The 24150-nt window shown below is 69.1% G+C and carries 18 protein-coding genes; 10 read left to right on the top strand and 8 right to left on the bottom strand.

Annotation, left to right across the window (positions count from 1 at the left end; all coding sequences use genetic code 11):
* The first annotated feature begins 345 nt into the window (after positions 1–345).
* From apbC to U4Z64_RS17170, 5 genes are all read left to right on the top strand, one after another.
* Positions 346–1437, top strand: coding sequence for an iron-sulfur cluster carrier protein ApbC (apbC, locus tag U4Z64_RS17190; RefSeq protein WP_321820548.1), 1092 nt, complete (start codon positions 346–348; stop codon positions 1435–1437).
* A 133-nt stretch (positions 1438–1570) separates the two neighbouring features.
* A complete protein-coding gene (gene sodC / locus U4Z64_RS17185; protein ID WP_321802870.1) occupies positions 1571–2107 on the top strand; it encodes a superoxide dismutase [Cu-Zn] in 537 nt (178 codons plus the stop codon).
* A gap of 193 nt (positions 2108–2300) precedes the next feature.
* Positions 2301–2870 carry a dCTP deaminase gene (gene dcd, locus U4Z64_RS17180; protein ID WP_006398615.1) on the top strand — a complete coding sequence of 190 codons (570 nt, stop codon included), beginning with the start codon at positions 2301–2303 and terminating at the stop codon, positions 2868–2870.
* 81 nt (positions 2871–2951) lie between these two features.
* Positions 2952–5231: an arginine/lysine/ornithine decarboxylase gene (locus U4Z64_RS17175; protein ID WP_044847725.1), complete on the top strand. Its 2280-nt coding sequence runs from the start codon at positions 2952–2954 to the stop codon at positions 5229–5231.
* Complete coding sequence (locus U4Z64_RS17170; protein ID WP_321811942.1) at positions 5231–6073, top strand: lysozyme inhibitor LprI family protein; 843 nt, start codon at positions 5231–5233, stop codon at positions 6071–6073. Before U4Z64_RS17175 ends, U4Z64_RS17170 begins: the two co-directional genes overlap by 1 nt.
* Positions 6074–6160: 87 nt before the next feature.
* On the opposite strand, the gene U4Z64_RS17165 is transcribed toward U4Z64_RS17170, so the two are convergent.
* The 5 genes from U4Z64_RS17165 to U4Z64_RS17145 form a co-directional block, all read right to left on the bottom strand.
* Positions 6161–6844, bottom strand: a complete 684-nt coding sequence (locus U4Z64_RS17165) for an HAD family hydrolase (RefSeq protein ID WP_044847727.1) — start codon at positions 6842–6844, stop codon at positions 6161–6163.
* 109 nt (positions 6845–6953) lie between these two features.
* Positions 6954–8363 (bottom strand): argininosuccinate lyase, encoded by a 1410-nt coding sequence (gene argH, locus U4Z64_RS17160; RefSeq protein WP_044847728.1) that lies wholly within the window; start codon positions 8361–8363, stop codon positions 6954–6956.
* A gap of 111 nt (positions 8364–8474) precedes the next feature.
* Positions 8475–10862, bottom strand: coding sequence for a fimbria/pilus outer membrane usher protein (locus tag U4Z64_RS17155; RefSeq protein WP_321820547.1), 2388 nt, complete (start codon positions 10860–10862; stop codon positions 8475–8477).
* A 24-nt stretch (positions 10863–10886) separates the two neighbouring features.
* A complete protein-coding gene (locus U4Z64_RS17150; RefSeq protein ID WP_321820546.1) occupies positions 10887–11600 on the bottom strand; it encodes a molecular chaperone in 714 nt (237 codons plus the stop codon).
* 6 nt (positions 11601–11606) lie between these two features.
* Positions 11607–12143, bottom strand: a complete 537-nt coding sequence (locus U4Z64_RS17145) for a spore coat U domain-containing protein (protein ID WP_321802881.1) — start codon at positions 12141–12143, stop codon at positions 11607–11609.
* A gap of 299 nt (positions 12144–12442) precedes the next feature.
* On the opposite strand from U4Z64_RS17145, the gene U4Z64_RS17140 reads away from it, so the two are divergent.
* A complete protein-coding gene (locus U4Z64_RS17140) occupies positions 12443–13441 on the top strand; it encodes a spore coat U domain-containing protein (protein WP_321820545.1) in 999 nt (332 codons plus the stop codon).
* Positions 13442–13447: 6 nt separating this feature from the next.
* On the opposite strand, the gene U4Z64_RS17135 is transcribed toward U4Z64_RS17140, so the two are convergent.
* Positions 13448–14257, bottom strand: a complete 810-nt coding sequence (locus tag U4Z64_RS17135; RefSeq protein ID WP_044847729.1) for a helix-turn-helix transcriptional regulator — start codon at positions 14255–14257, stop codon at positions 13448–13450.
* 162 nt (positions 14258–14419) lie between these two features.
* Between U4Z64_RS17135 and U4Z64_RS17130 the strand changes: the two genes are divergently transcribed.
* Positions 14420–15172, top strand: a complete 753-nt coding sequence (locus U4Z64_RS17130) for a class I SAM-dependent methyltransferase (RefSeq protein WP_321820544.1) — start codon at positions 14420–14422, stop codon at positions 15170–15172.
* Between the two features lie 147 nt (positions 15173–15319).
* Here U4Z64_RS17130 and ppc read toward each other — a convergent pair whose 3' ends face one another.
* Positions 15320–18325, bottom strand: a complete 3006-nt coding sequence (ppc, locus tag U4Z64_RS17125) for a phosphoenolpyruvate carboxylase (protein WP_321820543.1) — start codon at positions 18323–18325, stop codon at positions 15320–15322.
* Between the two features lie 217 nt (positions 18326–18542).
* Between ppc and hemC the strand changes: the two genes are divergently transcribed.
* From hemC to U4Z64_RS17110, 3 genes are read left to right on the top strand one after another with little or no spacing between them, the layout of a single operon-like run.
* The gene (hemC, locus tag U4Z64_RS17120) at positions 18543–19529 is read left to right on the top strand and encodes a hydroxymethylbilane synthase (RefSeq protein ID WP_044847732.1); all 987 of its coding nucleotides are present in this window, start codon (positions 18543–18545) and stop codon (positions 19527–19529) included.
* Positions 19529–21499 carry a fused uroporphyrinogen-III synthase HemD/membrane protein HemX gene (gene hemDX, locus U4Z64_RS17115; RefSeq protein ID WP_321820542.1) on the top strand — a complete coding sequence of 657 codons (1971 nt, stop codon included), beginning with the start codon at positions 19529–19531 and terminating at the stop codon, positions 21497–21499. The genes hemC and hemDX overlap by 1 nt, the downstream gene beginning before the upstream one ends.
* 2 nt (positions 21500–21501) lie before the next feature.
* Positions 21502–22689 carry a heme biosynthesis protein HemY gene (locus U4Z64_RS17110; RefSeq protein WP_044847734.1) on the top strand — a complete coding sequence of 396 codons (1188 nt, stop codon included), beginning with the start codon at positions 21502–21504 and terminating at the stop codon, positions 22687–22689.
* Between the two features lie 152 nt (positions 22690–22841).
* Here U4Z64_RS17110 and U4Z64_RS17105 read toward each other — a convergent pair whose 3' ends face one another.
* A complete protein-coding gene (locus U4Z64_RS17105) occupies positions 22842–24146 on the bottom strand; it encodes an MFS transporter (protein WP_321820541.1) in 1305 nt (434 codons plus the stop codon).
* Positions 24147–24150: the final 4 nt, after the last annotated feature.

The raw sequence follows: 24150 nt of genomic DNA, 5'->3' as shown, positions 1-24150 counted from the left end.
TCCTCTCTTGGTTGAACGAGTCGACAACGACGACAAACAACAGTTACGGCTCCCGGCACGGACGCCCGAAAAAGGTGGGCAGGCCCGTGCCCGCGGCAGCCGCCGAGGCGGCTGCATGCCCAGTTCGCCAGCGTGGCTGTTCCGGACAGGGTGATGCGTCAGCCTCTACAATATAGGCGGTTCGTGGCCGATTTGGCCCCATAGCATGCCGCACGCGAAGATTGCTCCGCCGCGCGCGTTCGCGCAATGGCGTGCAACAGATTCTTTCACTTTTCCCGATTTTCGCAGCGTTATTTGATATTTCTTGACGTTTGCGCGAGAGAAAAACGTTTTCACGGAGTTTCGATGAGCATTGACCGGGCACAAGTCGACGCCGCATTGGCGGCTGTCGTCGACCCCAATACGGGCCGTCCTTACGCGGCGAACAAGGGCGTGCGCAACGTCGCGATCGACGGCGACGCCGTGGCGGTCGACGTGGTGCTCGGCTATCCCGCGCGCAGCCAGGACGACGACGTGCGCGCGCGCATCGCCGCTGCGCTGAAGGCCGTGCCGGGCGTGCGCGACGCACGCGTCGCCGTGTCGCAGGAGATCGTCGCGCACACGGTGCAGCGCGGCGTGAAGCTGCTGCCGAACGTGAAGAACATCGTCGCGGTCGCGTCGGGCAAGGGCGGCGTCGGCAAGAGCACGACGGCCGTCAACCTCGCGCTCGCGCTCGCCGCGGAAGGCGCGTCGGTCGGCATTCTCGACGCCGACATCTACGGTCCGTCGCTGCCGACCATGCTCGGCATTCACGGCCAGCGGCCCGAGTCGCCCGACAACCAGTCGATGAACCCGCTGGTCGGCCACGGGCTGCAGGCGAACTCGATCGGCTTCCTGATCGAGGAAGACAACCCGATGGTGTGGCGCGGCCCGATGGCGACGTCGGCGCTCGAGCAGCTGTTGCGACAGACCAACTGGCGCGAGCTCGACTACCTGATCGTCGACATGCCGCCGGGCACGGGCGACATCCAGCTCACGCTCGCGCAGCGCGTGCCGGTGACCGGCGCCGTGATCGTGACGACCCCGCAGGACATCGCGCTGCTCGACGCGAAGAAGGGCCTGAAGATGTTCGAGAAGGTCGGGATTCCGATCCTCGGTATCGTCGAGAACATGAGCATCCACGTGTGCTCGAACTGCGGCCACGAAGAGCACATCTTCGGCGCGGGCGGTGCCGAGCGGATGGCGCAGGACTACGGCGTGACCGTGCTCGGCAGCCTGCCGCTCGACATCGCGATCCGCGAGCGCGCCGACAGCGGCACGCCGACGGTCGCGGCCGAACCGGACGGCGCGCTGGCGCGGCGCTATCGCGACATCGCGCGCGGGGTCGCGCTGGCGATCGCCGAGCGCGCACGCGACATGACGTCGAAGTTCCCGTCGATCGTTGTTCAAAATACGTAAAACCCTTGCGGGGCGGGGCCTCACGCTGTTTACGGCGCCGCGAGGCGCGGTATCATGGCGACTTTTCCCGGGTCCCTTTACCCGCCCGGCATGGCCGCCGTGTCGAACGGCCGCCAGCCGGCATGAGGATCGAATGAACCAACGACATCACGGCGTGCGCGCCGGCCGCGCGCGGCGCGCGCTGCTGGCCGCCGCCGCGCTGGGCCTGCTGGCCGGCTGTACCTCTTTTTCCTCGTCGCACGAAAAGCGTGCCGACGCGCAGTTGCAGCCGACCGTCGGCTCGCAGGCGCGCGGCGCGGTGACGTTCGTCGAACGCCCGGATGGCGTCCAGGTCACGTACAACCTGGCCGGCCTGCCGCCGAACAGCGATCACGCGCTGCAGGTGCACGAGCGCGGCGACTGCAACGCGGGCGACGGCTCGAGCGCCGGCCAGGTGTTCGCGCCGGCCGCCGACCGGCTGCGCGCGGGCGCGCGCGTCGCCGGCGATCTCGGCAACATCCATGCGGATGCGAACGGCGTCGCCGCCGGTTTCATCGTCGCGCCCGATCTGGCCCTCGATGGCGTGCGCTCCGCGCTGAACCGCGCGGCGCTGGTGCACCGCGAGCCGAGCGATCCGGCGTTTCCGCAGCATGGCGCGGGACCCGCCCTCGCCTGTGGCGTGATCCGTTGACGGCCGCCGCGTACGCGAGCCGATGATCGCGTAAAATGTGCGCCTTTCCGGGTCGCCGCGTCGCGAGCGACCCTTCCTGACTGTCACGCAGCGTTTCCTGGCGCCCCGATATGAAACGACCCCAACGCTCACTTCGTTCGCTGTCCCCCGCGGGGACGGCCAGCCTTCTTGGGACGGCCCGGCGGAGGCTGGCATGAGCATCAAGTCCGACAAGTGGATTCGGCGCATGGCCGAAGAACACAAGATGATCGAGCCGTTCGTGCCCGATCAGGTCCGCGCGTCCGAGGACGGCCGCCGGATCGTCAGCTACGGCACGTCGAGCTACGGCTACGACATCCGCTGCGCGGACGAATTCAAGATCTTCACGAACATCAACTCGACGATCGTCGATCCGAAGAACTTCGACGAGGGTTCGTTTGTCGATTTCAAGGGCGACGTGTGCATCATCCCGCCGAACTCGTTCGCGCTGGCCCGCACCGTCGAATATTTCCGCATCCCGCGCACCGTGCTCACCGTCTGCCTCGGCAAGTCGACCTACGCGCGCTGCGGGATCATCGTCAACGTGACGCCGTTCGAACCCGAGTGGGAAGGCTACGTCACGCTGGAATTCTCGAATACCACGCCGCTGCCCGCGAAGATCTACGCGAACGAAGGTGTCGCGCAGGTGCTGTTCTTCGAAAGCGACGAAGTGTGCGACGTGTCGTACGCCGATCGCGGCGGCAAGTATCAGGGTCAGCGCGGTGTCACGCTGCCGAAAACCTGATCTGGTTGCATAACGTCTCACCAGTTTCCGGGTGACCGCTGCGCGTGACGCGCCGCGGTCGTTCTTTTTGGAGAATCGCCCATGAAGTTTCGTTTCCCCGTCGTCATCATCGACGAAGATTTCCGCTCCGAGAACATCTCGGGCTCCGGCATCCGGGCGTTGGCCGAAGCGATCGAGAAGGAGGGCGTCGAAGTCCTCGGCCTCACGAGCTACGGCGATCTGACGTCGTTCGCGCAGCAATCGAGCCGCGCGTCGTGCTTCATCCTGTCGATCGACGACGACGAACTCATGCTCGGCGAAACGGGCCCGGACGGCGAACTGCCCGAGCTCGCGACCGCGATCATCGAGCTGCGCGCGTTCGTCACCGAAGTGCGTCGCCGCAACGCGGACATCCCGATCTTCCTGTACGGCGAGACGCGCACGTCGCGGCATCTGCCAAACGACATCCTGCGCGAACTGCACGGCTTCATTCACATGTTCGAGGACACGCCGGAGTTCGTCGCGCGCCACATCATCCGCGAGGCGAAGGTCTATCTCGACTCGCTCGCGCCGCCGTTCTTCAAGGAACTGGTGAAGTACGCGGACGAAGGCTCGTACTCGTGGCACTGCCCGGGCCACTCGGGCGGCGTCGCGTTCCTGAAGAACCCGCTCGGCCAGATGTTCCATCAGTTCTTCGGCGAGAACATGCTGCGCGCCGACGTCTGCAACGCGGTCGACGAGCTCGGCCAGCTGCTCGATCACACGGGCCCGGTCGCGGCGTCCGAGCGCAATGCGGCGCGCATCTTCAGCGCGGACCACCTGTTCTTCGTGACCAACGGCACGTCGACGTCGAACAAGATCGTCTGGCACGCGACGGTCGCACCCGGCGACATCGTGCTGGTCGACCGCAACTGCCACAAGTCGATCCTGCACGCGATCACGATGACGGGCGCGATCCCCGTGTTCCTCACGCCGACGCGCAACCACTTCGGCATCATCGGGCCGATCCCGCGCGACGAATTCAAGCCGGAGAACATCCGCCGGAAGATCGAGGCGAACCCGTTCGCGCGCGAGGCGATGCGCCAGAACCCGGACATGAAGCCGCGCATCCTGACGATCACGCAGAGCACGTACGACGGTGTCGTCTACAACGTCGAGATGATCAAGGACCTGCTCGGCGACCTGCTCGACACGTTGCACTTCGACGAAGCGTGGCTGCCGCACGCGACGTTCCACGACTTCTACCGCGACATGCACGCGATCGGCGACGGCCGCCCGCGCACGGGCGCGCTCGTGTTCGCGACGCACTCGACGCACAAGCTGCTCGCCGGCATCTCGCAGGCGTCGCAGATCGTCGTGCAGGATTCCGAGAACCGCACGTTCGACAAGCACCGCTTCAACGAGGCGTACCTGATGCACACGTCGACGAGCCCGCAGTACGCGATCATCGCGTCGTGCGACGTCGCGGCCGCGATGATGGAGCCGCCGGGCGGCACCGCGCTCGTCGAGGAATCGATCGCCGAGGCGATCGACTTCCGCCGCGCGATGCGCAAGGTCGACGCCGAATACGGCGACGACTGGTTCTTCAGCGTGTGGGGTCCGGACGACCTGTCGGAAGAAGGCATCGGCTCGCGCGACGACTGGATGCTGAAGCCGAACGACCACTGGCACGGCTTCGGCCCGCTGGCGGAAGGCTTCAACATGCTCGACCCGATCAAGGCGACGATCATCACGCCGGGGCTCGACGTCGACGGCGAGTTCGGCGAGACGGGCATCCCGGCCGCGATCGTCACGAAGTACCTGGCCGAGCACGGGATCATCGTCGAGAAGACCGGCCTGTACTCGTTCTTCATCATGTTCACGATCGGCATCACGAAGGGCCGCTGGAACTCGATGGTGACCGAGCTGCAGCAGTTCAAGGACGACTACGACAACAACCAGCCGCTGTGGCGCGTGCTGCCGGAATTCGTCGCGCAGCATCCGCGCTACGAGCGTGTCGGCCTGCGCGACCTGTGCACGCAGATCCACGACGTGTACCGCGCGAACGACATCGCGCGCCTGACGACGGAGATGTACCTGTCGGACATGGAGCCGGCGATGAAGCCGTCGGACGCGTTCGCGAAGCTCGCGCACCGCAAGATCGACCGCGTGCCGCTCGACGAGCTCGAAGGCCGCGTGACGAGCATCCTGCTCACGCCGTACCCGCCGGGCATTCCGCTCCTGATCCCGGGCGAGCGCTTCAACAAGACGATCGTGAACTACCTGCGGTTCGCGCGCGACTTCAACGAACGCTTCCCGGGCTTCCACACCGACATCCACGGCCTCGTCGCGGAAGAGGTGAACGGGCGCGTCGAGTACTTCGTCGACTGCGTGCGCGACTGATGGCGACGCAGGGACGAATCCGGACGATGCGCGCGGCGCTGGCCGCGCTCGTCGCCTGGGCGAGCTGGTCGGCAGGGCCGGCGGGGCTGAACGTCGCGCATGCGGAAGTGGCGGCGGCCGACCCGATCGACGTCGCGATGCGGCAGTGTCTCGCGCGGCGCGACCGGTCGTCGACGGCCGGCCAGATCCAGTGCATGGGCGAAGCGCAGCAGCAGTGGCAGGCGGTGATGGACGGCGCGTACCAGCGCCTGTCGAACGACGCGCCGGCCGACGCGAAGCGCGGCTGGCAGGACAGCCAGCGCCGCTGGGTCACGTGGCGCAAGGATGAAATTCATCTGCTGAAGGCCGTGTACGACACGACGCGCGGCACGTCGTACGCGATGTCGAGCGCCGACATGCAGCTGCAGCCGGTGCGCGATCGCGCGTTGGCGCTGCGCGCGGCGGCCGACCGTTATGCACCGCCGCCTGCCGCCGTGCCGGTGGCGGCCACGAGCGGTGCGCAGGGCGGTACCCGCGGCGGGGCGGTCGCGGCGCCAAGCGCCGCCGCGGCAGCCGGCGGCAAGCCGGCGAACGCGCCGCGCGATCCGGCGATCCGCCGCGTGCGGCCGTGCGTGCAGGATGCCGCATGCGAGCACGCGCTGTTCGACTTGAACCGCTATTACCAGAAGCTGCGTCGCAAGATGCCTGCGCATTCGGCCGCGACGCTCGTGCGCGCGCAACGCGCGTGGGAGGCGTTCCGCGATTCGACTGCGCCGCTCGTCGGCGAGGACGGTCGCGTCGACCTGATCGGCGCGCGCATCGCGACGATGAAGCGGCTGTCGGAGACGGCCGGCAACGACTGAGGATCGCCGCGATGCCGGTCATCCGGCGCGGCAACGCAAAACGGGCACCCGCGGGTGCCCGTTTGCATGTGGCGCGCCGCGTGGCGCTTACGCGGGCTGCTGCGTGTCCAGACGCCCGAACCACGACGGCACGAGCGCGACTGCATCGTCGAGCGACGCGAGCACGTGCAGGCTCAGCGCGACGATCTCGGGCGTCGGCGCCTTCAGGTCGGGCACGGTGACGACCGACGCACCGGCGCCGGCGGCCGATTGCGCGCCGAAATCGCTGTCCTCGAACGCGACGCACGCGTGCGCCGGCACGCCGAGGCGTTCGGCCGCGAGCCGGTACACGGCCGGGTCGGGCTTGCCGCGCGCGACTTCGTCGCCACCCGCGATCGCGCGGAAAAACGGCAGTACGCCGACCGCGTCGAGCCGCGCACGAATCACGTCGCGCGCGGACGACGACGCGACCGCGCACGGAATGCCGGCCTGCGCGAGCGTCTCGAGCAACGCCAGCGCGCCGGACTTCAGCGGAAACTTCGGATGGGGTTCGGGCGCGGCGAGTTGCTCGCGCACGCGGATGCGCACGGCGTCGAACGTGTCGGCGTGGCCGATCAGCCGCGCGAGAATCACCTGGCCTTCGGCGAACGAGCGGCCGACGATCTGCAGGTAGTCGATCTCGGTCAGCACGACGCCATGCGCGTTCGACACGTCGATCCACGTGTTCATGATGGTCCGCTCGGAATCGACGAGCAGGCCGTCCATGTCGAAGAGCGCGGCGGAGAAGGTCATCGGCGGTATCCGGAAACGGGAAAACGGAACAGCGGGGAAGGCGTCGGGCGGCGCGACGGCCGCCCGAATGAAGAACGGACGCCGAAGGCGTCCGCTCGTGACAGCGTGCTTACTTGCCGAGCGCGGCGCGGGCAGCCTTGACCGCCGCACGCACCTGATCGGGTGCGGTGCCGCCTGGGTGGTTGCGGCTCGCGACCGACCCTTCGAGCGTCAGGTAGCCGAACACGTCGTCGCCGATCAGGTGCGCGACGTTCGGCAGTTCCTGCTTCATTTCGTCGAGCGTCAGGTCGGCGAGGTCGATGCCGCGGTCGTCGCAGATCTTCACCGCGTGCGCGACGGCTTCGTGCGCATCGCGGAACGGCAGGCCGCGCTTCACCAGGTAGTCGGCGAGGTCGGTGGCGGTCGAGAAGCCCTGCAGCGCGGCCGCGCGCATCGCGTCCGGCTTCACCGTGATGCCCGCGACCATCTCGGCGAAGATCCGCAGCGTGTCGGCGACGGTGTCGACCGTGTCGAACAGCGGTTCCTTGTCTTCCTGGTTGTCCTTGTTGTACGCGAGCGGCTGGCCCTTCATCAGCGTGAGGAGCGCCATCAGGTGGCCGTTCACGCGGCCGGTCTTGCCGCGCGCGAGCTCGGGCACGTCCGGGTTCTTCTTCTGCGGCATGATCGAGCTGCCGGTGCAGAAGCGGTCGGCGATGTCGATGAAGCCGACGCGCGGGCTCATCCACAGCACGAGTTCCTCGGAGAAGCGCGACACGTGCGTCATCACGAGCGCGGATGCCGCCGTGAATTCGATCGCGAAATCGCGATCCGACACCGCGTCGAGCGAGTTCGCGCAGATGCCGTCGAAGCCGAGCGTCTTCGCGACCGCGTGACGGTCGATCGGATAGCTGGTGCCGGCGAGCGCGGCCGCGCCGAGCGGCAGGCGGTTCACGCGGGTGCGGCAGTCGCGCATGCGCTCGGCGTCGCGCGTGAACATCTCGACGTACGCGAGCAGGTGGTGGCCGAACGTGACCGGCTGCGCGACCTGCAGGTGCGTGAAGCCCGGCATGATCGTGTCCGCGTTCTGCTCCGCGAGGTCGATCAGCGCGCCACGCAGGTCGTTCAGGAGGCCGCCGATGCGGTCGATCTCGCCACGCAGCCACAGACGGATGTCGGTCGCGACCTGGTCGTTGCGCGAGCGGCCCGTGTGCAGGCGCTTGCCGGCGTCGCCGATCAGCGCGGTGAGGCGCGCCTCGATGTTCAGGTGGACGTCCTCGAGATCCAGCTGCCATTCGAATTCGCCGCGCTCGATCTCGCCCTTGATCTGCGTCATCCCGCGTTCGATCGCGGCGAGGTCGTCGGCGCTGATGATCTTCTGCGCCGCGAGCATGCTCGCGTGCGCGAGCGAGCCGGCGATGTCGACGAGCGCGAGGCGCTTGTCGAAAAACACCGACGACGTGTAGCGCTTGACCAGCTCCGACATCGGTTCCGAGAAGCGGGCCGACCAGGCCTCGCCCTTTTTGTGCAGTTGGGACGTCATGGCGATTCTTCGAAGGGGAGTTGGGCGGCGTGCGCCGCCGAGGGAATCCCGCAATTCTAGCATTCGCGGGGCGGGCGGCCGACGCGTGCGCCGGCCGCGAACCGGCGCGGCTCACGGGGCGCTGCACGTCAGCGGTCCGATCCGCGGCAGCGTGCCGTCGTCCGGGCGCCGATACGCGAACGCGACGGCGCAGTCGCGGCCGTCGCCGGAGATTTCGAGGTGATTGTTCGCGACGAGGCCGTCGACGAAGGTCAGGCCGTCATAGCCGACGATCGTGCGCTGGCCGCTTTCGACGTGGCGAACCTCGAGCCCGGGCGGCAGCGGCGTGCCGTCCGGCGCGCGCAGCGCGATCGACGCGGCGCTGTAGCGGGTCACCGCGAAGTGCGCGAGCACGCCGGAGCGCGCCTGCGGCACGACGTCGAGCGTCGTGTCGGCGATCCGTGCGTCGGCGGGCAGCGCGGTGCCGTCGATCGCGACGCGATTGCTCTGATAGGCATTCAGGTCGGGCACGAGCAGGTAGCCGGCCCGGTCCGTCTCGCCGATCAGCCGGTTCTGGTGCAGCACGGGGACGCGCCCGGTGTCGGTCGAGACGAGCGCGAAACCGTCGTCGACGCGGCGCGCCGTCATCAGCCGGCCGTCCATCAGCACGAGCGCGCCCGTGACGTCGACCGACGCGTTGCCGCGCCCGTCGAACGATTGCGCGAGCAGCGCGACCTGGCCGGCGCGGCCGAGATACTGCAGTTGCCCCTGCGCGTAGCGGATGCCCGCGTTGGCGCCCGCCTGCACGTTCCAGCCGACGCCGCCGCCGTAGTCGGGCGGCCGTGTCGCGTTCAGCGTGTAGGTGGAGTCGCCGTTCTGCCGCCCGGCGTTCGCCGAGACCGACGTGTTGCCGCCGAGCCCGACGCTCAGGCTCACGAAGAAGCCGCGTGCGTCGTGCTGCCGGAAGTCCTGGAAGCCGCTGAACGTGATCGATGTCAGCCCGCCGAGATTGACCAGGTATGCGATCGAGCCGATGCGCGACGCGGCGACGCCCGGATACTTGAGGGCGAGATAGCTGAACGACAGGGTCTGCGCGCGCAGGAACGGGAACGAGATCGTGACGCGGTCGGTGGCGCGCGAGACCGGCACGCCTTCGCGGCTGCCGAGGTCGCTGTAGTCGCCGAAGGCGCGCAGCGTCTGCGCATCGATCGAGAAGCGCGGCGTCACGTACTGGTAGCCGACGCCGGCCTGCACGCCCGCGCGGCCCGGGGCGCTGACCGCGAGCGACGCATTCGCCACGCCGCGTTCGCCGAGGCGCGCGAGCGCGCCGGCACCTGCGTTGTAGACGCCCGCCGTCGCTTCCGCATGCGCCTCGACGGTCAGCCGCTCGCTGATGCCGTAGCGCAGCGAGCCGCTCGCCGCCGGTGTGCGCGCATAGTCGAACGAATCGTCGCCATAGGCGCGGCGCAGGAACCCGGCTTCCGCCGAATAGCTGGCGAGGCCGGGCGCGAGCAGGCGCGTATCGACGTACAGCGGAATGGACGTCGCGATCGAGCGGCCGAGCGCGTCGCGCGTGACGACCGTCGCGTTGCCTGCGCCGGTGATCCCGGGCACGCTGTTGATCACGAACGGCCCGCTCGGCACGTCGCCGCTGAACTGGCGCACGTTGTTCACGTACAGGTCGACCGAGGTCGGCACGACCGCGCTGCCGGACAGCGCAGGCACCGGAAACGTGACGAGGTCGGGGCGCAGGCCGAAGTTGCTGCGCCACTGCACGCCGCCGAGGCGCAGCGAGCGCGTCCATGACAACGACGACGAAATCGTGTCGCCGATCTGGGTCGTCGTGAGCGTGCCGGGGTTCGAGTGGCTCCACGACGTGTCGTAGCGCACGTAGCGCCGGCGGTCGTCGTACAGGTACGCGATGCCGGTGCTGCTGAATACGCCGGCCGGATCGAAATAGCGCGCCTCGCTCCAGACCGCGAGCGGCGCATGGGCGACGGTCTGCGCGTAGGCGTCGTAGTTCAGCACGAAGCCGCGGCCGGAGGTGGCGGGCGGCGCGGCTGCCAGTGCGCGCGTATCGAACGTGTGCGGGATGCGCAGCGCGTCGGGCACCCGCAGGTCGAGCGTCTGCCGGCCCGCGTCGTAGTCGTAGCGCAGCCCCGCGAGCGTGTCGAGCGCGACGGGCGTGTTCGACGGCGCGGTCGCCCGGTCGCCGGTCGCGATGCCCAGGTCGTTCAGGTCGGCGGACGCCGCGTACAGCCGGCCGTCGATTTGCTGGAAGCGTGCGATCCGGTGCGTCGGTTCACCGTTGAGCGACACGTCGAGAAACAGTGTGCCCTGAGCAGGCGCAGGCGCGGCTGCCGCTGCCGCCTGCGGCGCCGTCTGTGCGCATCCGGCGCCTGCGTGCACGGCCAGCGCGAGTGCCAGTGAAAACGCCAGCGAAAGCGCAGCAGCGGCGGGCCGGGCATGTCGCGCGGGGCAGGCAGCCCGGAGGGCCGTGCTCGTCGTCGGAACGGGCAACGTCGTGCGATCCTCCGGCGTGGATCAGGGCGATGTCAGCCGGGCCTCGACCGGCTGCGCGTTGACGGTCGCCTGGATCCTGACGAATCCCGCCGCGCCCGCATCCAGCTTGAGCGGCCAGCGTCGCGTGCTGCCCGCGAGCGCGTAGCCGAGCAGGCCGCGCGTGACGTCGTGCACGGTGCCGCGCGCGTCGACGAGCCGAACCGCGGCAATCTGCGCACGGCGTTCGCCGCGGTTGGCGACCGCGAGCCGCGTGCCGGACCCGTCGCGCTCGACGCGCCAGTCGAGGCGCGGCGCTGCCCGGGTGCCTTCGGGCTCGACGAATACGGGCACCGAATAGCGCAGCCGGATCGTGATGCCGTTCTCGACCGGCGTACCGGGCGACGGCAGTTCGTCGATCAATACGCGATAGCTTTCCTCGGCGGCCGGCGCGCCGCGCCCCGTGCGCACGAGCCGGATCAACTGCTCGGCGTTCGCGCCGATCTGCAGCAGCGGCGGCGAGGCGGCGAGCGCATCGGTCGGCGTCATCACGTCGTCGCCGTTTTCCTGCGTCCAGCGATAGGCGCGGACCTGGCCGTAGATCGGCTGTCCGCCCGGATTGCTGAGCGTCATGCTCGCGGCGGCGGCCGACGGCGGCAGGTCGATCGTCACGGGCATGATCTGCAGCGTGGCGGCGGATGCGGCCGCGCACGCCGACGCGACGCACAGCGCGACCAGGGCGCGCGGGAACGATGCCACGGCGCGTCAGAAGTAGACGGTGGCGGTGACGGCGGCCTGATAGGTGTCCGGCTTCGGCGTCGCTTGCGTAGGTACCTGGCCGTACACGTTCAGCAGTTGCGCGGAACCGTTGCCGGTGCCGCCGACCGTGTCGGTGCCTTGCGTGTTGCCCCAGATCGTCGTGTGGCCTGAGTCCTGGTAGAGCTGGTAGCCGACCGTCGTGCCGGTATTGCCGCTCGTCGTCCCGCCCATCAGCCGGCTGGCGACCGTCGAGCCGCTGACCGAGCCGGCGTCGAGTCCGATGTTGTATGGCGTCGAGTTCGAGCAGGTGACGGAGACCGTGGTCTGCTGGTTGAGTGCCGACGTGAGCACGCCGGACGTGCCGAATGCAAGCGGGTTCGCGGAGATCGCGCAGTTGGCCTGGATCGTGAGCGTGACGTTGAACTGGGCGGTGGCGGTGCCGTTCGAATAGACTGCGGCAACGGTGACGGGCTGCAGCGCGGGCGCGAATGCGAAGGTGGCCGCGAGCATGGCTGAAAGAACACGACGTCGGGAATCGTTCATTATGATTGTCTCCTGCCGTTTAATGGGGTCGCCCGGCCGCGGAGTGCCTGCCGCGTGGTCTGTCGCCGGTCGCCGTTACCGCTCTGTCGTTGGTGCAAGACTACTCCACGGACTCGGTCGCGCGCATTGGAGAAAACGCCGATCCGGAGTGCATTGTCCGCGGTTCCTCGCGGAATGCCATCGGCGCTTTTGACATGGATCAAGCAACAATGCGAATGATCGCTGCGCGGACGGATACCATGGGGGCACTGCCCGGGCTGGAAGCCGGGTCGAACGGGCGGGCAATTTCGGGGGAATGCATGGCGGATCAAGGAGTCGACACGACGCGCCGCTGGATGCGCGCGCTATCGTGCCTGTTGCTGGCCGCGCTGCTCGGCATGCCGTGGCTGCCGGCCCGCGCGGACACGTGTTCGGTGACGCCGCCGGTGCCGAGCTTCGGCTCGGTCAGCCCGATTACGCAGCAGGCCTATACGACGAACAGCACGATGACCGTGAGCTGCACGTGGGACGCGCTGAGCGTGAACACCGGCGTGCTCGTTTGCGTGAACCTCGGCGGCACGAGCCCGCGCTACCTGAGCAACGGGGCGAACCAGATGCAGTACGACCTGTATCAGGACTCGGGTTACGCGCAGCCCTGGGGCGCCGTCAGCACCGGCACGACGCCGATATCCGTCTCGTTGACGAAGCCGCTGCTCGGCACGTCCGCGAGTACGAACGTGACCATCTACGGCCGCATTGCGTCGAACCAGCCCACCGTGCCGACCGTGAACAATGCCAGCACGGTCTATTCGCAGAGTTTCAGCGGCAACCAGGCCGCTTACAGCTACAGTTTTTCGCTGCTCGGCGTCGTGTCGCCGACGCCGTGCGCGTCGCAATCGACGGCCGGCACGATGACCGTTACGGCCACGGCCACCGTCATCAACAACTGCATCATCAGCGCGACCGGCGTTGCGTTTCCGGCGTCGGGCGTGCTGGCGTCGGCGCTGACCGCGAGCGGCTCGATCAGTGCGCGATGCACGAACGGCGATGCATTCCAGATCGCGTTGAACGGCGGCGCCAGCGGCAGTGTTACCGCTCGCACGATGCAGCGCACGGGCGGCGGCTCGGTCGCCTATCAGCTCTATCAGGACAGCGGCCACACGCAGCCGTGGGGCGACGGCACCGGCGGCACGACGATGGCGACCGGAACCGGCAGCGGATTCGCGCAGGCGATCGCGATATACGGCCGCGTACCTGCACAGGTGACACCGGCACCCGGCAACTACAGCGACACCATCACCGCGACGATCAGCTTCTGAGCCGCGTCAATCGCGCACGAGCACGACCAGCTTCAGGTCCTCGCGGTGCGCGGGTTTCAGCGTGATCTGCTGGTACACGAGGCGGCCGTCGGCCGGATGGTCGAATTCGCGCAGGCCGCCTTCGCGCTCGAACACGTCCTGCGACGCCCAGTACTGCGCGAACGCATCGCTGCCGGCCATCAGCGCGTCGATCAGCGCGCGGGTCGGCGCATCGGCGAGGTGGCGGATCGAGTCGGCGCGGAATTCGGCCGCGAGCCGGCGCGCGCGGGTTTCCCAGTCGACGATCAGCGTGCGCGCGGCCGGCGCCATGAACGTGAAGCGCAGCAGGTTGCGGTCGTGCTCGTCGTCGAGCCAGCCCGTGAACAGCGCGGCGGCCGGCGCGTTCCATGCGAGCGCGTTCCATTGCCGGTCGAGCACGTACGCCGGCGTGGCGATCGCGGCGACGGTGGCGGCGAGCGTCGGCGGCAGGTCGCCGGCCGCGACGTCGGGCTCGGCCGGATCGCGCTGTGCGGCAAGTTCGAACAGGTACGCGCGTTCGGCCTTCGACAATTGCAGCGCGACGGCGATCCGCGCGAGCGCATCGGCCGATGCCGACACCGGGCGGCCCTGCTCGATCCACGTGTACCAGGTCGGGCTGACGCCGCACAGCTGCGCGACTTCCTCGCGCCGCAGCCCCGGCGTGCGGCGGCGCGGGCCGGGCGGCAGGCCGACGGCCTGCGGCGACAGCCGCTCGCGGTGGGCGCGGATGAATTCGCCGAGCGCGCGGGCGGGCGTCGCATCGAGGGGCGGGGTGGGGGCGGACGACGGCTGGTTCATGCGGAAACGGCTGAAAAGGGGCGCTGAGTGCGCGGCAAGGATCAGGCAGGTGTAACAAATACCAGAATAACTGCTTAACTTGTACTGGTACAAGCGCGGCCCTATTGTAGCGATTCGCGCGCTGACAGGCAGCGAGCACCCCACCCAAGGAAGGAGCGAACGATGAAACACCACGACCAGGTCGCCGACGCATTCGGCACGACGGCCGCCGCCTACCTGACGAGCACGGTCCACGCGACGGGTGCCGATCTGCAGGCGCTGGCCGACGCCGTGCGCGCGACGCCCGAAGCCGCGGTGCTCGATCTCGGCTGCGGCGCCGGCCACGCGAGCTTCGCGGTTGCTCCGCACGTGCGCGACGTGGTCGCGTACGATCTCGCCGCGCCGATGCTCGCGACCGTCGATGCCGCCGCACGCGCGCGCGGGCTCGCGAACATCCGCACGCAGCAGGGCCCGGCCGAGCAACTGCCGTTCGACGCGGGCACCTTCGACTGGGTGGTCAGCCGGATGAGCGCGCACCACTGGCACGACGTGCGCGCGGCGCTTGCCGAGGTGCGCCGCGTGCTGAAGCCCGGCGGCCGCGTGCTGATGATCGACATCGCGGGCAACGACCATCCGCTGCTCGACACGTATCTGCAGGCCGCGGAAGTGCTGCGCGATGCGTCGCACGTGCGCGACTACCGTGCCGACGAATGGCTCGCGATGTTCCGCGACGCCGGGTTCGACGCGCACGTGCAGAGCCGCTGGCGCCTGCCGATCGATTTCGCAACGTGGGTCGAGCGGATCCGCACGCCGGCCGACAGCGTCGCGGGCATTCGTGCGCTGTGGGCGCATGCGCCCGACGAGGTGCACGGCTACTACGCGGTGCAGCCGGACGGCTCGTTCGAGCACGACGCGTTGCTGATCGACGCGCAATGAGCGCGACGGACGGCACGGCGGCCGGTGCCGTCGCGCCGTTCGATGAAAAAAGCCGCGATACGCGTGGTCGCGTATCGCGGCTTTCGTTTTGCGGCTTTCGTTTCGCGATGACGGCGCGGCGCGGGGCAGGCCCGCACCGCGCTCGGATCAGCCCGTGTTGCGCAGGCCGGCCGCGATCCCGTTGATGGTCAGGTGAATCCCGCGGCGCAGCCGCGCGTTCGAGTCGCCCGCGCGGTGACGCTTGATCAGCTCGACCTGCAGGTGGTTCAGCGGATCGAGATACGGGAAGCGGTTCTTGATCGAGCGCGCGAGCAGCGGGTTGGTCGCGAGGCGGCCTTCGTGCCCGGTGATTTCCGCGAGCGCCTGCGACGTGCGCTCCCATTCCGCGACGATCCGCTCGAACACGTGCTTGCGCAGCTTGCGGTCGGCGACCAGCTGCGCGTAGCGCGACGCGACCGCGAGATCGGTCTTCGCGAGCACCATGTCCATGTTCGACAGCAGGTTCGCGAAGAACGGCCAGGTCTTGTTCATCTTCCTGAGCAGCGCGACGCGCTTCGTGCGCTCGGCCGCGTCCTGCGCGCCGTCGAGATACGCGCTCACCGCGCTGCCGAAGCCGTACCAGCCCGTCAGCAGCAGCCGGCACTGGCCCCACGAGAAGCCCCACGGGATCGCGCGGAGATCCTCGATCCTGCGGTTCTTCGGATCCTGCAGCTTGCGCGAGGCCGGGCGGCTGCCGATGTTCAGCTCGGCGATCTCGGTGATCGGCGTCGACGAGAAGAAGTAGTCGGTGAAGCCGGGCGTTTCATAGACGAGCGCGCGATACGACGCCATCGCGGCGTCGGACAGCGTCTGCATCGCGGCTTCGAACGCGGGCAGTTGCGCGGGCGCGTTCGATTGCGGCAGCAGCGACGCCTCGAGCGTCGCGGCGACCACCGTCTCGAGGTTGCGCCGGCCGATCTCGGGGTTCGCGAACTTGCTCGCGATCACCTCGCCCTGTTCGGTCAGGCGGATCTGGCCGTTCACGGTGCCCGGCGGCTGCGACAGGATTGCCTGGTAGGTCGGGCCGCCCCCGCGGCCGACCGTGCCGCCGCGGCCGTGGAACAGACGCAGCGTGATCTTGCGTTCGCGGAACAAGTCGACGAGCGCGAGTTCCGCGCGATACAGCTCCCAGTTCGACGTCAGGAAGCCGCCGTCCTTGTTGCTGTCCGAGTAGCCGAGCATCACTTCCTGTTCGGCGCCCTGGTGCGCGATCAGCGCGTCGATGCCCGGCAGTGCGAAGTATTCGCGCATGATGCGCGCGGCGTCTCGCAGGTCGGGAATCGTCTCGAACAGCGGAATCACCATCAGGCCGTTCTTCGCATGGTGGCCGAGCGTGCCTTCGAGCAGGCCCGTTTCCTTCTGCAGCAGCAGCACCTCGACGAGGTCGCTGACGGTTTCCGTGTGCGAGATGATGTAGTTGCGCACCGCACGCGCGCCGAATTGCGCGCGTACCTCGCGGGCTTTCTCGAACACGCCGAGCTCGCTCTGCGCGAGCGCCGAGTATTCGAGGTACTGCGAGCGCAGCGGGCGGGGATCGGCAAGCGCGGCCAGCAGCACGCGCAGCTTGTCTGCCTCGGCGAGCGCCGCGTAGTCGGCTTCGACGCCGGCGCGCGCGAACAGCTCGGCGACCACGGCTTCGTGGATGTCGGAGCTCTGGCGCAGGTCGATGCTCGCGAGATGGAAGCCGAACACTTCGGCCGCGCGCACGAGCGGCGCAAGGCGCGGTGCGGCGAGCGACGCGCCGTGATGCTCGTCGAGCGAGGCGGTCAGCACCTTCAGGTCGGCGACGAAGGCTTCGGAATCGGCGTACGGCACCGCGCGCACCGGCGGCGCGCCGCGGCCGGCGCTGCGTACCGGCACCGTGCCTTCGCCGAGCCGCACGCGCGCGCTTGCGGCGAGCCGCGTGTAGATGCCGATCAGCGCACGGCGATACGGCTCGTCGACGCGATGCGGCGACTGGTCGGGCGACGCGGCCGCGAGCGCCTTCACCGCGTCGTTCGCGCCGACCAGCAGGTTCGATACCGACAGCTCGGCGCCGAGCTTGTGCACCTGTTCCAGATAGTGTTCGAGGATCACCGCGGATTGGCGGTTGATCGCTTCTTCGAGCGTCGGGGCGGTCACGTTCGGGTTGCCGTCGCGATCGCCGCCGATCCAGCTGCCCATCTGGAAGAACGCCGGCACGCGCGCGGACAGGCCGTGCTCGGCGAGCGCGGCCTCGATGTCGCCGTACAGCGCGGGCAGTTCGTCGAGGAACGTCGCGCGGTAGTACGACAGCGCGTTCTCGATCTCGTCGCCGACCGTCAGGCGCGCGTCGCGCAGCATGCGGGTCTGCCACAGCGCGGTCACGCGCGCGCGCAGCATCGATTCGTTGTACTGGCGCTCGCGCGCGGTCAGTTCCTGGTCGCGCTCGGCGAGCAGGCGCGCGATGTCGTGCTGCGCGTCGAGGATGCTCTTGCGCTGCACTTCGGTCGGGTGCGCGGTCAGCACCGGCACGATCAGCGCATCGTCGAAGAAGCGCTGCAGCAGGCGCTTCGACGCGTTGCCGGTCGTCTTCAGCTGCTCGAGCGCGTATGCGACGGTGCCGGGCTGCGGCGCGGAGCCGGCCAGCGCGTGGATGCGGCGGCGGCGGTTGTGGTGGCGGTCTTCCGCGATGTTCGCGAGGTGCGAGAAATAGCTGAACGCGCGCACGACGCTCACCGTCTGCTCAGGCGTCAGCTTGCGCAGCTTCTTCTCCAGCGTTTGCGCGGCCTCGCTGTCGTCCTCGCGGCGAAACTTCACCGCCGTCTGGCGAATGGTCTCGACGACGTCGAACACGGTGTCGCCTTCCTGTTCGCGCACCACGTCGCCGAGCAGGCGGCCGAGGTAGCGGATGTCCTCGAACAGCGGACCGTCCTTGTCCTCGCGCGTGCGGGCGCCGGGCTTCGCCGCGCCGGCCTTGCGGGCGGCCGGGGCGGCGGATTTGATCGCGCGTTTTGTCTGACGTATCGGGTCTTTCGGTTTCGTTGCCGTTTTCGCACGGCCGTTCGCGGCGGTGGCGATGGTGCCCGTCGGGGCATCGGAGGAGGGCAGGGCAGCATTGCGGCGCGCCGTACGCGCCGATCCGGAAGACTTCACGATGGGTTTCCTTGGGAAAGCTCGAGTCAAAAGGGACTGCGGGGACTGCGGAAACTACGGGAACTGCGGTCAAGCAACCAGCTACGTGCGGCACATCCGCGCATCGGTGTCGCCGCCCGCGCCGAAGCGCGGCGGGCGCAGGCTCCGGGCCCGGGCGGGCCGGGGCGTGCGTGCTACCATTGTTCGATCTTCAATCCCGTCCTTCGATGTTCCAGCAATGAATTCCGAGACTCTTGCGGCACAAGCTCCCGCGACGCTGACGATCGCTTCGCGCGAGAGCCGCCTCGCGATGTGGCAAGCCGAACATGTGCGTGATGCGCTGCGCAAATTATATCCAGCTTGTGACGTGAAAATCCTCGGGATGACGACCCGTGGCGATCAGATTCTCGATCGCACGCTGTCGAAGGTCGGCGGCAAGGGCCTGTTCGTGAAGGAGCTGGAGAATGCGCTCGCCGACGGCCGTGCCGATCTCGCCGTGCATTCGCTGAAGGACGTGCCGATGGCGCTGCCCGACGGTTTCGCGCTGACCGCGATCATGGAGCGCGAGGATCCGCGCGACGCGTTCGTGTCGAACGACTACGCGTCGCTCGACGCGCTGCCGGCCGGCGCCGTCGTCGGCACGTCGAGCCTGCGCCGCGAGGCGATGCTGCGCGCGCGCTATCCGCACCTCGACGTGCTGCCGCTGCGCGGCAACCTCGACACGCGCCTGTCGAAGCTCGATCGCGGCGATTACGCGGCGATCATCCTCGCGGCCGCGGGCCTGAAGCGTCTCGGCCTCGAAGCGCGGATCCGCGCGCTGATCGACGTCGAGGACAGCCCGCCGGCCGCCGGCCAGGGCGCGCTCGGCATCGAAATCGCCGCGCACCGCACCGATGTCGCCGGATGGCTCGCGCCGCTGCACGACCCGCAGACCGCGCTCGCGGTCGAGGCCGAGCGGATGGTGTCGCGCGCGCTCGGCGGCAGCTGCGAGGTGCCGCTTGCCGCGCACGCGGTGTGGCGCGCGGGCGAGCTGTACCTGACGGGCCGCGTGTCGACGACCGACGGCCGGCGCGTGCTGACCGCCGAGGAGTGCGGCGCCGTGATGACCGTCGCCGATGCGCTCGCGCTCGGCCGCGCGGTGTCCGACGAACTCGAGGCGCAGGGCGCGCTCGACATCGTCAACGCACTGCTCGCCGGCTCGCAGGCCGGCAAGGGCGACGCCTGATGGCGGGCGGCGCGCGCGCGTTCACCGCCGTCCTGACACGCCCGGACGGCCAGTCGGCCGCGCTGGCGGCCCAACTGGCCGAGGCCGGTTGCGACGTGCTCGAATTCCCGCTGATCGACATCGCGCCGGTCGACGATCCGGCGCCGCTCGACGCCGCGTTCGCGGCGCTCGCGGACTACGCGCTCGTGATCTTCGTATCGCCGAACGCGATCGACCGCGCACTCGCGCAGTACGGCGCGATCTGGCCGAATGCGCTGCCGGTCGGCGTGGTCGGGCCCGGCAGCGTCGCGGCGCTCGAGCGCCACGGCATCGCGGCGCCCGCGCATCGCGTGATCGCGCCGCAGGCGCCCGCCGACGGCGGCGTCCCGCATTACGATTCGGAAAGCCTGTTCGCGAGCATCGAGACCGCGTTCGGCGGCGCGCAGGCGCTGGCGGGCAAGCGCGTGCTGATCGTGCGCGGCGACGGCGGGCGCGAATGGCTCGCCGAGCGGCTGCGCGAAGCCGGCGCGGACGTCACGCTGGTGGCCGCGTACCGGCGCGTCGTGCCCGAGCCGCGCGTCGGCGCGTGGGAGCGCGTGCATGCGCTGCTCGCCGGCGCGCCGCATGCGTGGCTCGTCACGAGCTCGGAGGGCGTGCGCAACCTGCACGAACTCGCGCGCACGCACCTGAACGACGCCGAGATCAAGGCGCTGAAGCACGCGCCGCTCGTGACGCCGCACCCGCGCATCGAGCAGACCGCGCGCGCACTGGGTTTTGATAGGATTACGCTGACCGGCGCGGGCGATGAGCGCATCGTCCGCGCGTTTCGAACGATGGCCGACGAGGCCGTCCAACCGGCGACAGCCGCACCGGTGACTAAACGCATGACAGATACCAACGATTCCAAAAGCGTCGCTTCCCAGCCGGCCGCTGCTTCCGCACCGCCGTCCCGTCCCGCCTATATGGCGTCCGAACCGCCTGCGCGCCGCGGCGGCAGCGCGGTGCTGTGGTTCGTCGTCGTCGTGCTCGGCTGCGCGGCGGGCGCTGGCGGCTATGCGCTGAACCGCAAGGTCGACCGGCTCGACGATTCGTTCGTCGCACGCCAGAAGGCGCTCGATGCGCAGACGGCCGAGATCCGCATGAAGACCGAGCAGGCGCTCGCGGGCACGCACCAGGTCGACACGCAGCTCGCGCAGCTCGACGGCAAGCTCGCCGACGCACAGAGCGCGCAGCAGGCGCTGCAGCAGCAATACCAGGACCTGTCGCGCAACCGCGACGCGTGGATGCTCGAGGAAGTCGACCAGATGCTGTCGAGCGCGAGCCAGCAACTGCAGCTGACCGGCAACACGCAGCTCGCGCTGATCGCGCTGCAGAATGCCGACGCGCGCCTCGCGACGTCGCAGAGCGCGCAGGCCGTCACGGTGCGCAAGGCGCTCGCGCAGGACATCGAGAAGCTGAAGGCCGCGCCGTCGGCCGACCTCACGGGCCTCGCGATCAAGCTCGACGACGCGATCGCGAAGATCGACGCGCTGCCGCTGTCGGGCGAGGCGATGGTCCCGCACGCGTCGCCGAAGGCCGCGCCGGCTGAGGCCGCGTCGCCGGTGGCAGCCGACACGCCGCGCTGGAAGGTGTGGTGGCATGACTTCTCGGCCGGGCTCGGCGAGCAGCTGAAGGGCCTCGTGCAGGTGCGCCGGATCGACAATGCCGACGCGATGCTCGCGTCGCCCGACCAGGGCTACTTCGTGCGCGAGAACGTGAAGCTGCGCCTGCTCACCGCGCGGCTGTCGCTGCTCGCGCGCAACGACGGCGCGATGAAGGCCGACCTGCACGCCGCGCAGGCGTCGCTCGGCAAGTATTTCGACCAGGCATCGAAGGACACGCAGACCGTCGAGGATCTGCTTAAGCAGGTCGACGGTGCATCGCTGGCGGTTGCGGTGCCGAACCTGAACACGAGCCTGAACGCCGTTCAGCAGTTCAAGAGCCGGGGGTAACGATGACGCTTCGAGGAATCGTCTGGCTCGCGATCCTGTTCGCGATCGCCGCGGCACTCGCCACCGTCGGCCATTTCGACGCGGGGCAGGTGCTGCTCGTCTATCCGCCGTACCGGGTCGACGTGTCGCTGAACCTGTTCGTGATCTCCATCGTCGTGCTGTTCATCGTCGTGTACGCGCTGTTGCGCATCGTGCGCAACATCTGGCGCATGCCGCAGCGGGTCGCCGCGTATCGTGCGCGTTCGCGCAACGAGAAGGCACAAGCGTCGCTGCGCGACGCGATCGCGAACCTGTACGCGGGCCGCTTCTCGCGCGCCGAGAAGGCTGCGCGCGACGCGCTCGCGGTCGATGCGAACCAGGGCGCCGCGAGTCTCGTCGGGGCCACCGCCGCGCACCGCATGCACGAGTACACGCGCCGCGACGACTGGCTGTCGAAGGTCGACGCGCCGGAATGGCAGGACGCACGGCTGCTCGCCGCGGCCGACATGCGCGCGGATGCGCGCGATGCCGACGGCGCGCTCGCCGCGCTGGCCGACCTGCAGGCGGGCGGCAAGCGCATCCATGCGCAGCAGGTCGCGCTGCGCGCGCAGCAGCAGTTGAAGAACTGGGCCGAGGTGCTGAAGCTCGCAAAGGCGCTCGAGAAACGCGAGGCGCTGCATCCGGCCGCGGCCGTGCGGCTGCGCCAGCAGGCGGCGGAGAACCTGCTGCGCGAACGCCGGCACGACCCGGACGCGCTGCTCGAGGTGTGGCAGTCGCTGTCGCCGCTCGAGCGCCAGTCGCCGCGCCTGGCCGATCTCGCGGCCGAGCTGCTGGTGACGCTCGAGCGCCGCACCGAAGCGCGCCGCATCGTCGAGGACGCGCTCGCGCACAACTGGGATGCGCGCCTGCTGCGCCGCTATCCGGACACGGCCGGCGGCGATGCGCTGCCGCTTATCCAGAAGGCCGAAGGCTGGAAGAAGGATCACCCGGACGACGCCGACCTGCTGTTCGCGCTCGGCCGTCTCTGCCAGCAGCAGCAGCTGTGGGGCAAGGCGCAGTCGTTCCTCGAAGCCGCGCTGAAGCAGGCCGACAACGAGGCGCTGAAGGTGCGTGCACACCGTGCGCTCGCACGCCTGTTCGAGCATCTCGGCGAAACCGACAAGGCGGCGAAGCACTACCGCGAAAGCGCGCTCGCGATCACCGTGGTCTGACGCGGCGGCGCTCGCCCGCCGCGCGTAAAAAAGCCCCGAACGCCGGATGGCCTTCGGGGCTTTTCTTATGTGCTCCCGGCTCGCCGGACCGGACGCGCTACGCGCGGAGCCGGCGCGGCAAGTCGTCCTCGCTCGCGGCGCGCCGCGTCACGTCACTTGTCGACGAGCCGCTTCGGCACCGACAGCGCGAGCAGCCCGCCAAGCACGAGGAACCCGGCGAGCATGTACATGCCCGCGTCGTTGGCGCCCGTCGCCTGCTTGAGCCAGCCCATCATGTACGGGCTCAGGAAGCCCGCGAGGTTGCCGATCGAGTTGATCATCGCGATGCCCGCCGCAGCTGCCGCGCCGCCGAGGAACGCGGTCGGCAGGCTCCAGAACAGCGGCAGCGTCGTCAGGATGCCCATCGTCGCGAGCGTGAGGCCGAGCATCGCGAGCGCCGTCTGGTGCGCCCAGATCACCGACAGCACGAGCCCGAGCGCGCCGAATGCGGCCGGAATCGCCAAGTGCCAGCGTCGTTCGCGGCGCTTGTCCGCGCTGCGCGCGATCAGGATCATCGCGACCACCGCCGCCGCATACGGAACCGCCGACAGCAGCCCGATCATGAACGTGTCGGTCACGCCGGTCGCCTTGATGATCGTCGGCAGCCAGAAGCCGACGCCGTACAGCCCCATCACGAACGAGAAGTAGATGAGCGCCATCAGCCACACGCGCGGGCTCGCCATCACCGCGCCGAGCGGCAGGTCTTCCTTGGTCGCTTCCTCCGCGTCGACGTTGCGCGTGAGCAGCGCCTTTTCGTCGTCGGTGAGCCATTTGGCCTTCGCGATCCGGTCGTCGAGCGCGAAGAATACCAGCACGCCGGCCAGCACCGACGGGATCCCTTCGAGCAGGAACAGCCATTGCCAGCCGTGCCAGCCGCTCACGCCGTTGAACACCTTCAGGATGAAGCCGGAGATCGGCCCGCCGATCACCCCGGACAAGGCGACTGCCGTCATGAAGAACGTCGTCATCCGGCCGCGCCGGTGCGCGGGATACCAGTAGGTGAGGTACAGGATCACCCCGGGGAAGAAGCCGGCCTCGGCGACGCCGAGCAGGAAGCGCATCACGTAGAACATCGCGGGCGTCGTGACGAACATCGTCAGGATCGAGATCACGCCCCACGTCGCCATGATGCGCGCGATCCAGACGCGCGCGCCGACCTTGTGCAGGATGATGTTGCTCGGCACTTCGAACAGGAAGTAGCCGAAGAAGAAGATCCCGGCGCCGAGCCCGTAGACGGTGTCGCTGAGATTCAGGTCGCTCGCCATCTGCAGCTTCGCGAAGCCGACGTTCACGCGGTCGAGATACGCGACCACGTAGCACAGCAGCAGGAGCGGCGTGAGCCGCCACGACACCTTGCGGTAGGTTGCTTCCTCGAATGCGCCGGACGAACCCGGCAGCGACTGCGTCGATGTTGCCATGTTG

Source organism: Burkholderia sp. BCC1996, from assembly GCF_905339955.1.
In the GTDB taxonomy this organism is placed as follows: domain Bacteria; phylum Pseudomonadota; class Gammaproteobacteria; order Burkholderiales; family Burkholderiaceae; genus Burkholderia.
Note: the sequence above shows the minus strand (reverse complement) of the source record. Positions and strands in the feature narration are given on the sequence as shown.

What these genes read in the sequence shown, in the direction of transcription:
- U4Z64_RS17170 (WP_321811942.1), top strand. Translation starts at nt 5,231, where the DNA reads ATGGCGACGCAGGGACGAATCCGGACGATGCGCGCGGCGCTGGCCGCG.
- U4Z64_RS17140 (WP_321820545.1), top strand. Translation starts at nt 12,443, where the DNA reads ATGGCGGATCAAGGAGTCGACACGACGCGCCGCTGGATGCGCGCGCTA.
- U4Z64_RS17105 (WP_321820541.1), bottom strand. Translation starts at nt 24,146, where the DNA reads ATGGCAACATCGACGCAGTCGCTGCCGGGTTCGTCCGGCGCATTCGAG.
- U4Z64_RS17165 (WP_044847727.1), bottom strand. Translation starts at nt 6,844, where the DNA reads ATGACCTTCTCCGCCGCGCTCTTCGACATGGACGGCCTGCTCGTCGAT.
- U4Z64_RS17135 (WP_044847729.1), bottom strand. Translation starts at nt 14,257, where the DNA reads ATGAACCAGCCGTCGTCCGCCCCCACCCCGCCCCTCGATGCGACGCCC.
- U4Z64_RS17175 (WP_044847725.1), top strand. Translation starts at nt 2,952, where the DNA reads ATGAAGTTTCGTTTCCCCGTCGTCATCATCGACGAAGATTTCCGCTCC.
- U4Z64_RS17145 (WP_321802881.1), bottom strand. Translation starts at nt 12,143, where the DNA reads ATGAACGATTCCCGACGTCGTGTTCTTTCAGCCATGCTCGCGGCCACC.
- hemDX (WP_321820542.1), top strand. Translation starts at nt 19,529, where the DNA reads ATGGCGGGCGGCGCGCGCGCGTTCACCGCCGTCCTGACACGCCCGGAC.
- dcd (WP_006398615.1), top strand. Translation starts at nt 2,301, where the DNA reads ATGAGCATCAAGTCCGACAAGTGGATTCGGCGCATGGCCGAAGAACAC.
- U4Z64_RS17110 (WP_044847734.1), top strand. Translation starts at nt 21,502, where the DNA reads ATGACGCTTCGAGGAATCGTCTGGCTCGCGATCCTGTTCGCGATCGCC.
- sodC (WP_321802870.1), top strand. Translation starts at nt 1,571, where the DNA reads ATGAACCAACGACATCACGGCGTGCGCGCCGGCCGCGCGCGGCGCGCG.
- apbC (WP_321820548.1), top strand. Translation starts at nt 346, where the DNA reads ATGAGCATTGACCGGGCACAAGTCGACGCCGCATTGGCGGCTGTCGTC.
- hemC (WP_044847732.1), top strand. Translation starts at nt 18,543, where the DNA reads ATGAATTCCGAGACTCTTGCGGCACAAGCTCCCGCGACGCTGACGATC.
- U4Z64_RS17130 (WP_321820544.1), top strand. Translation starts at nt 14,420, where the DNA reads ATGAAACACCACGACCAGGTCGCCGACGCATTCGGCACGACGGCCGCC.
- argH (WP_044847728.1), bottom strand. Translation starts at nt 8,363, where the DNA reads ATGACGTCCCAACTGCACAAAAAGGGCGAGGCCTGGTCGGCCCGCTTC.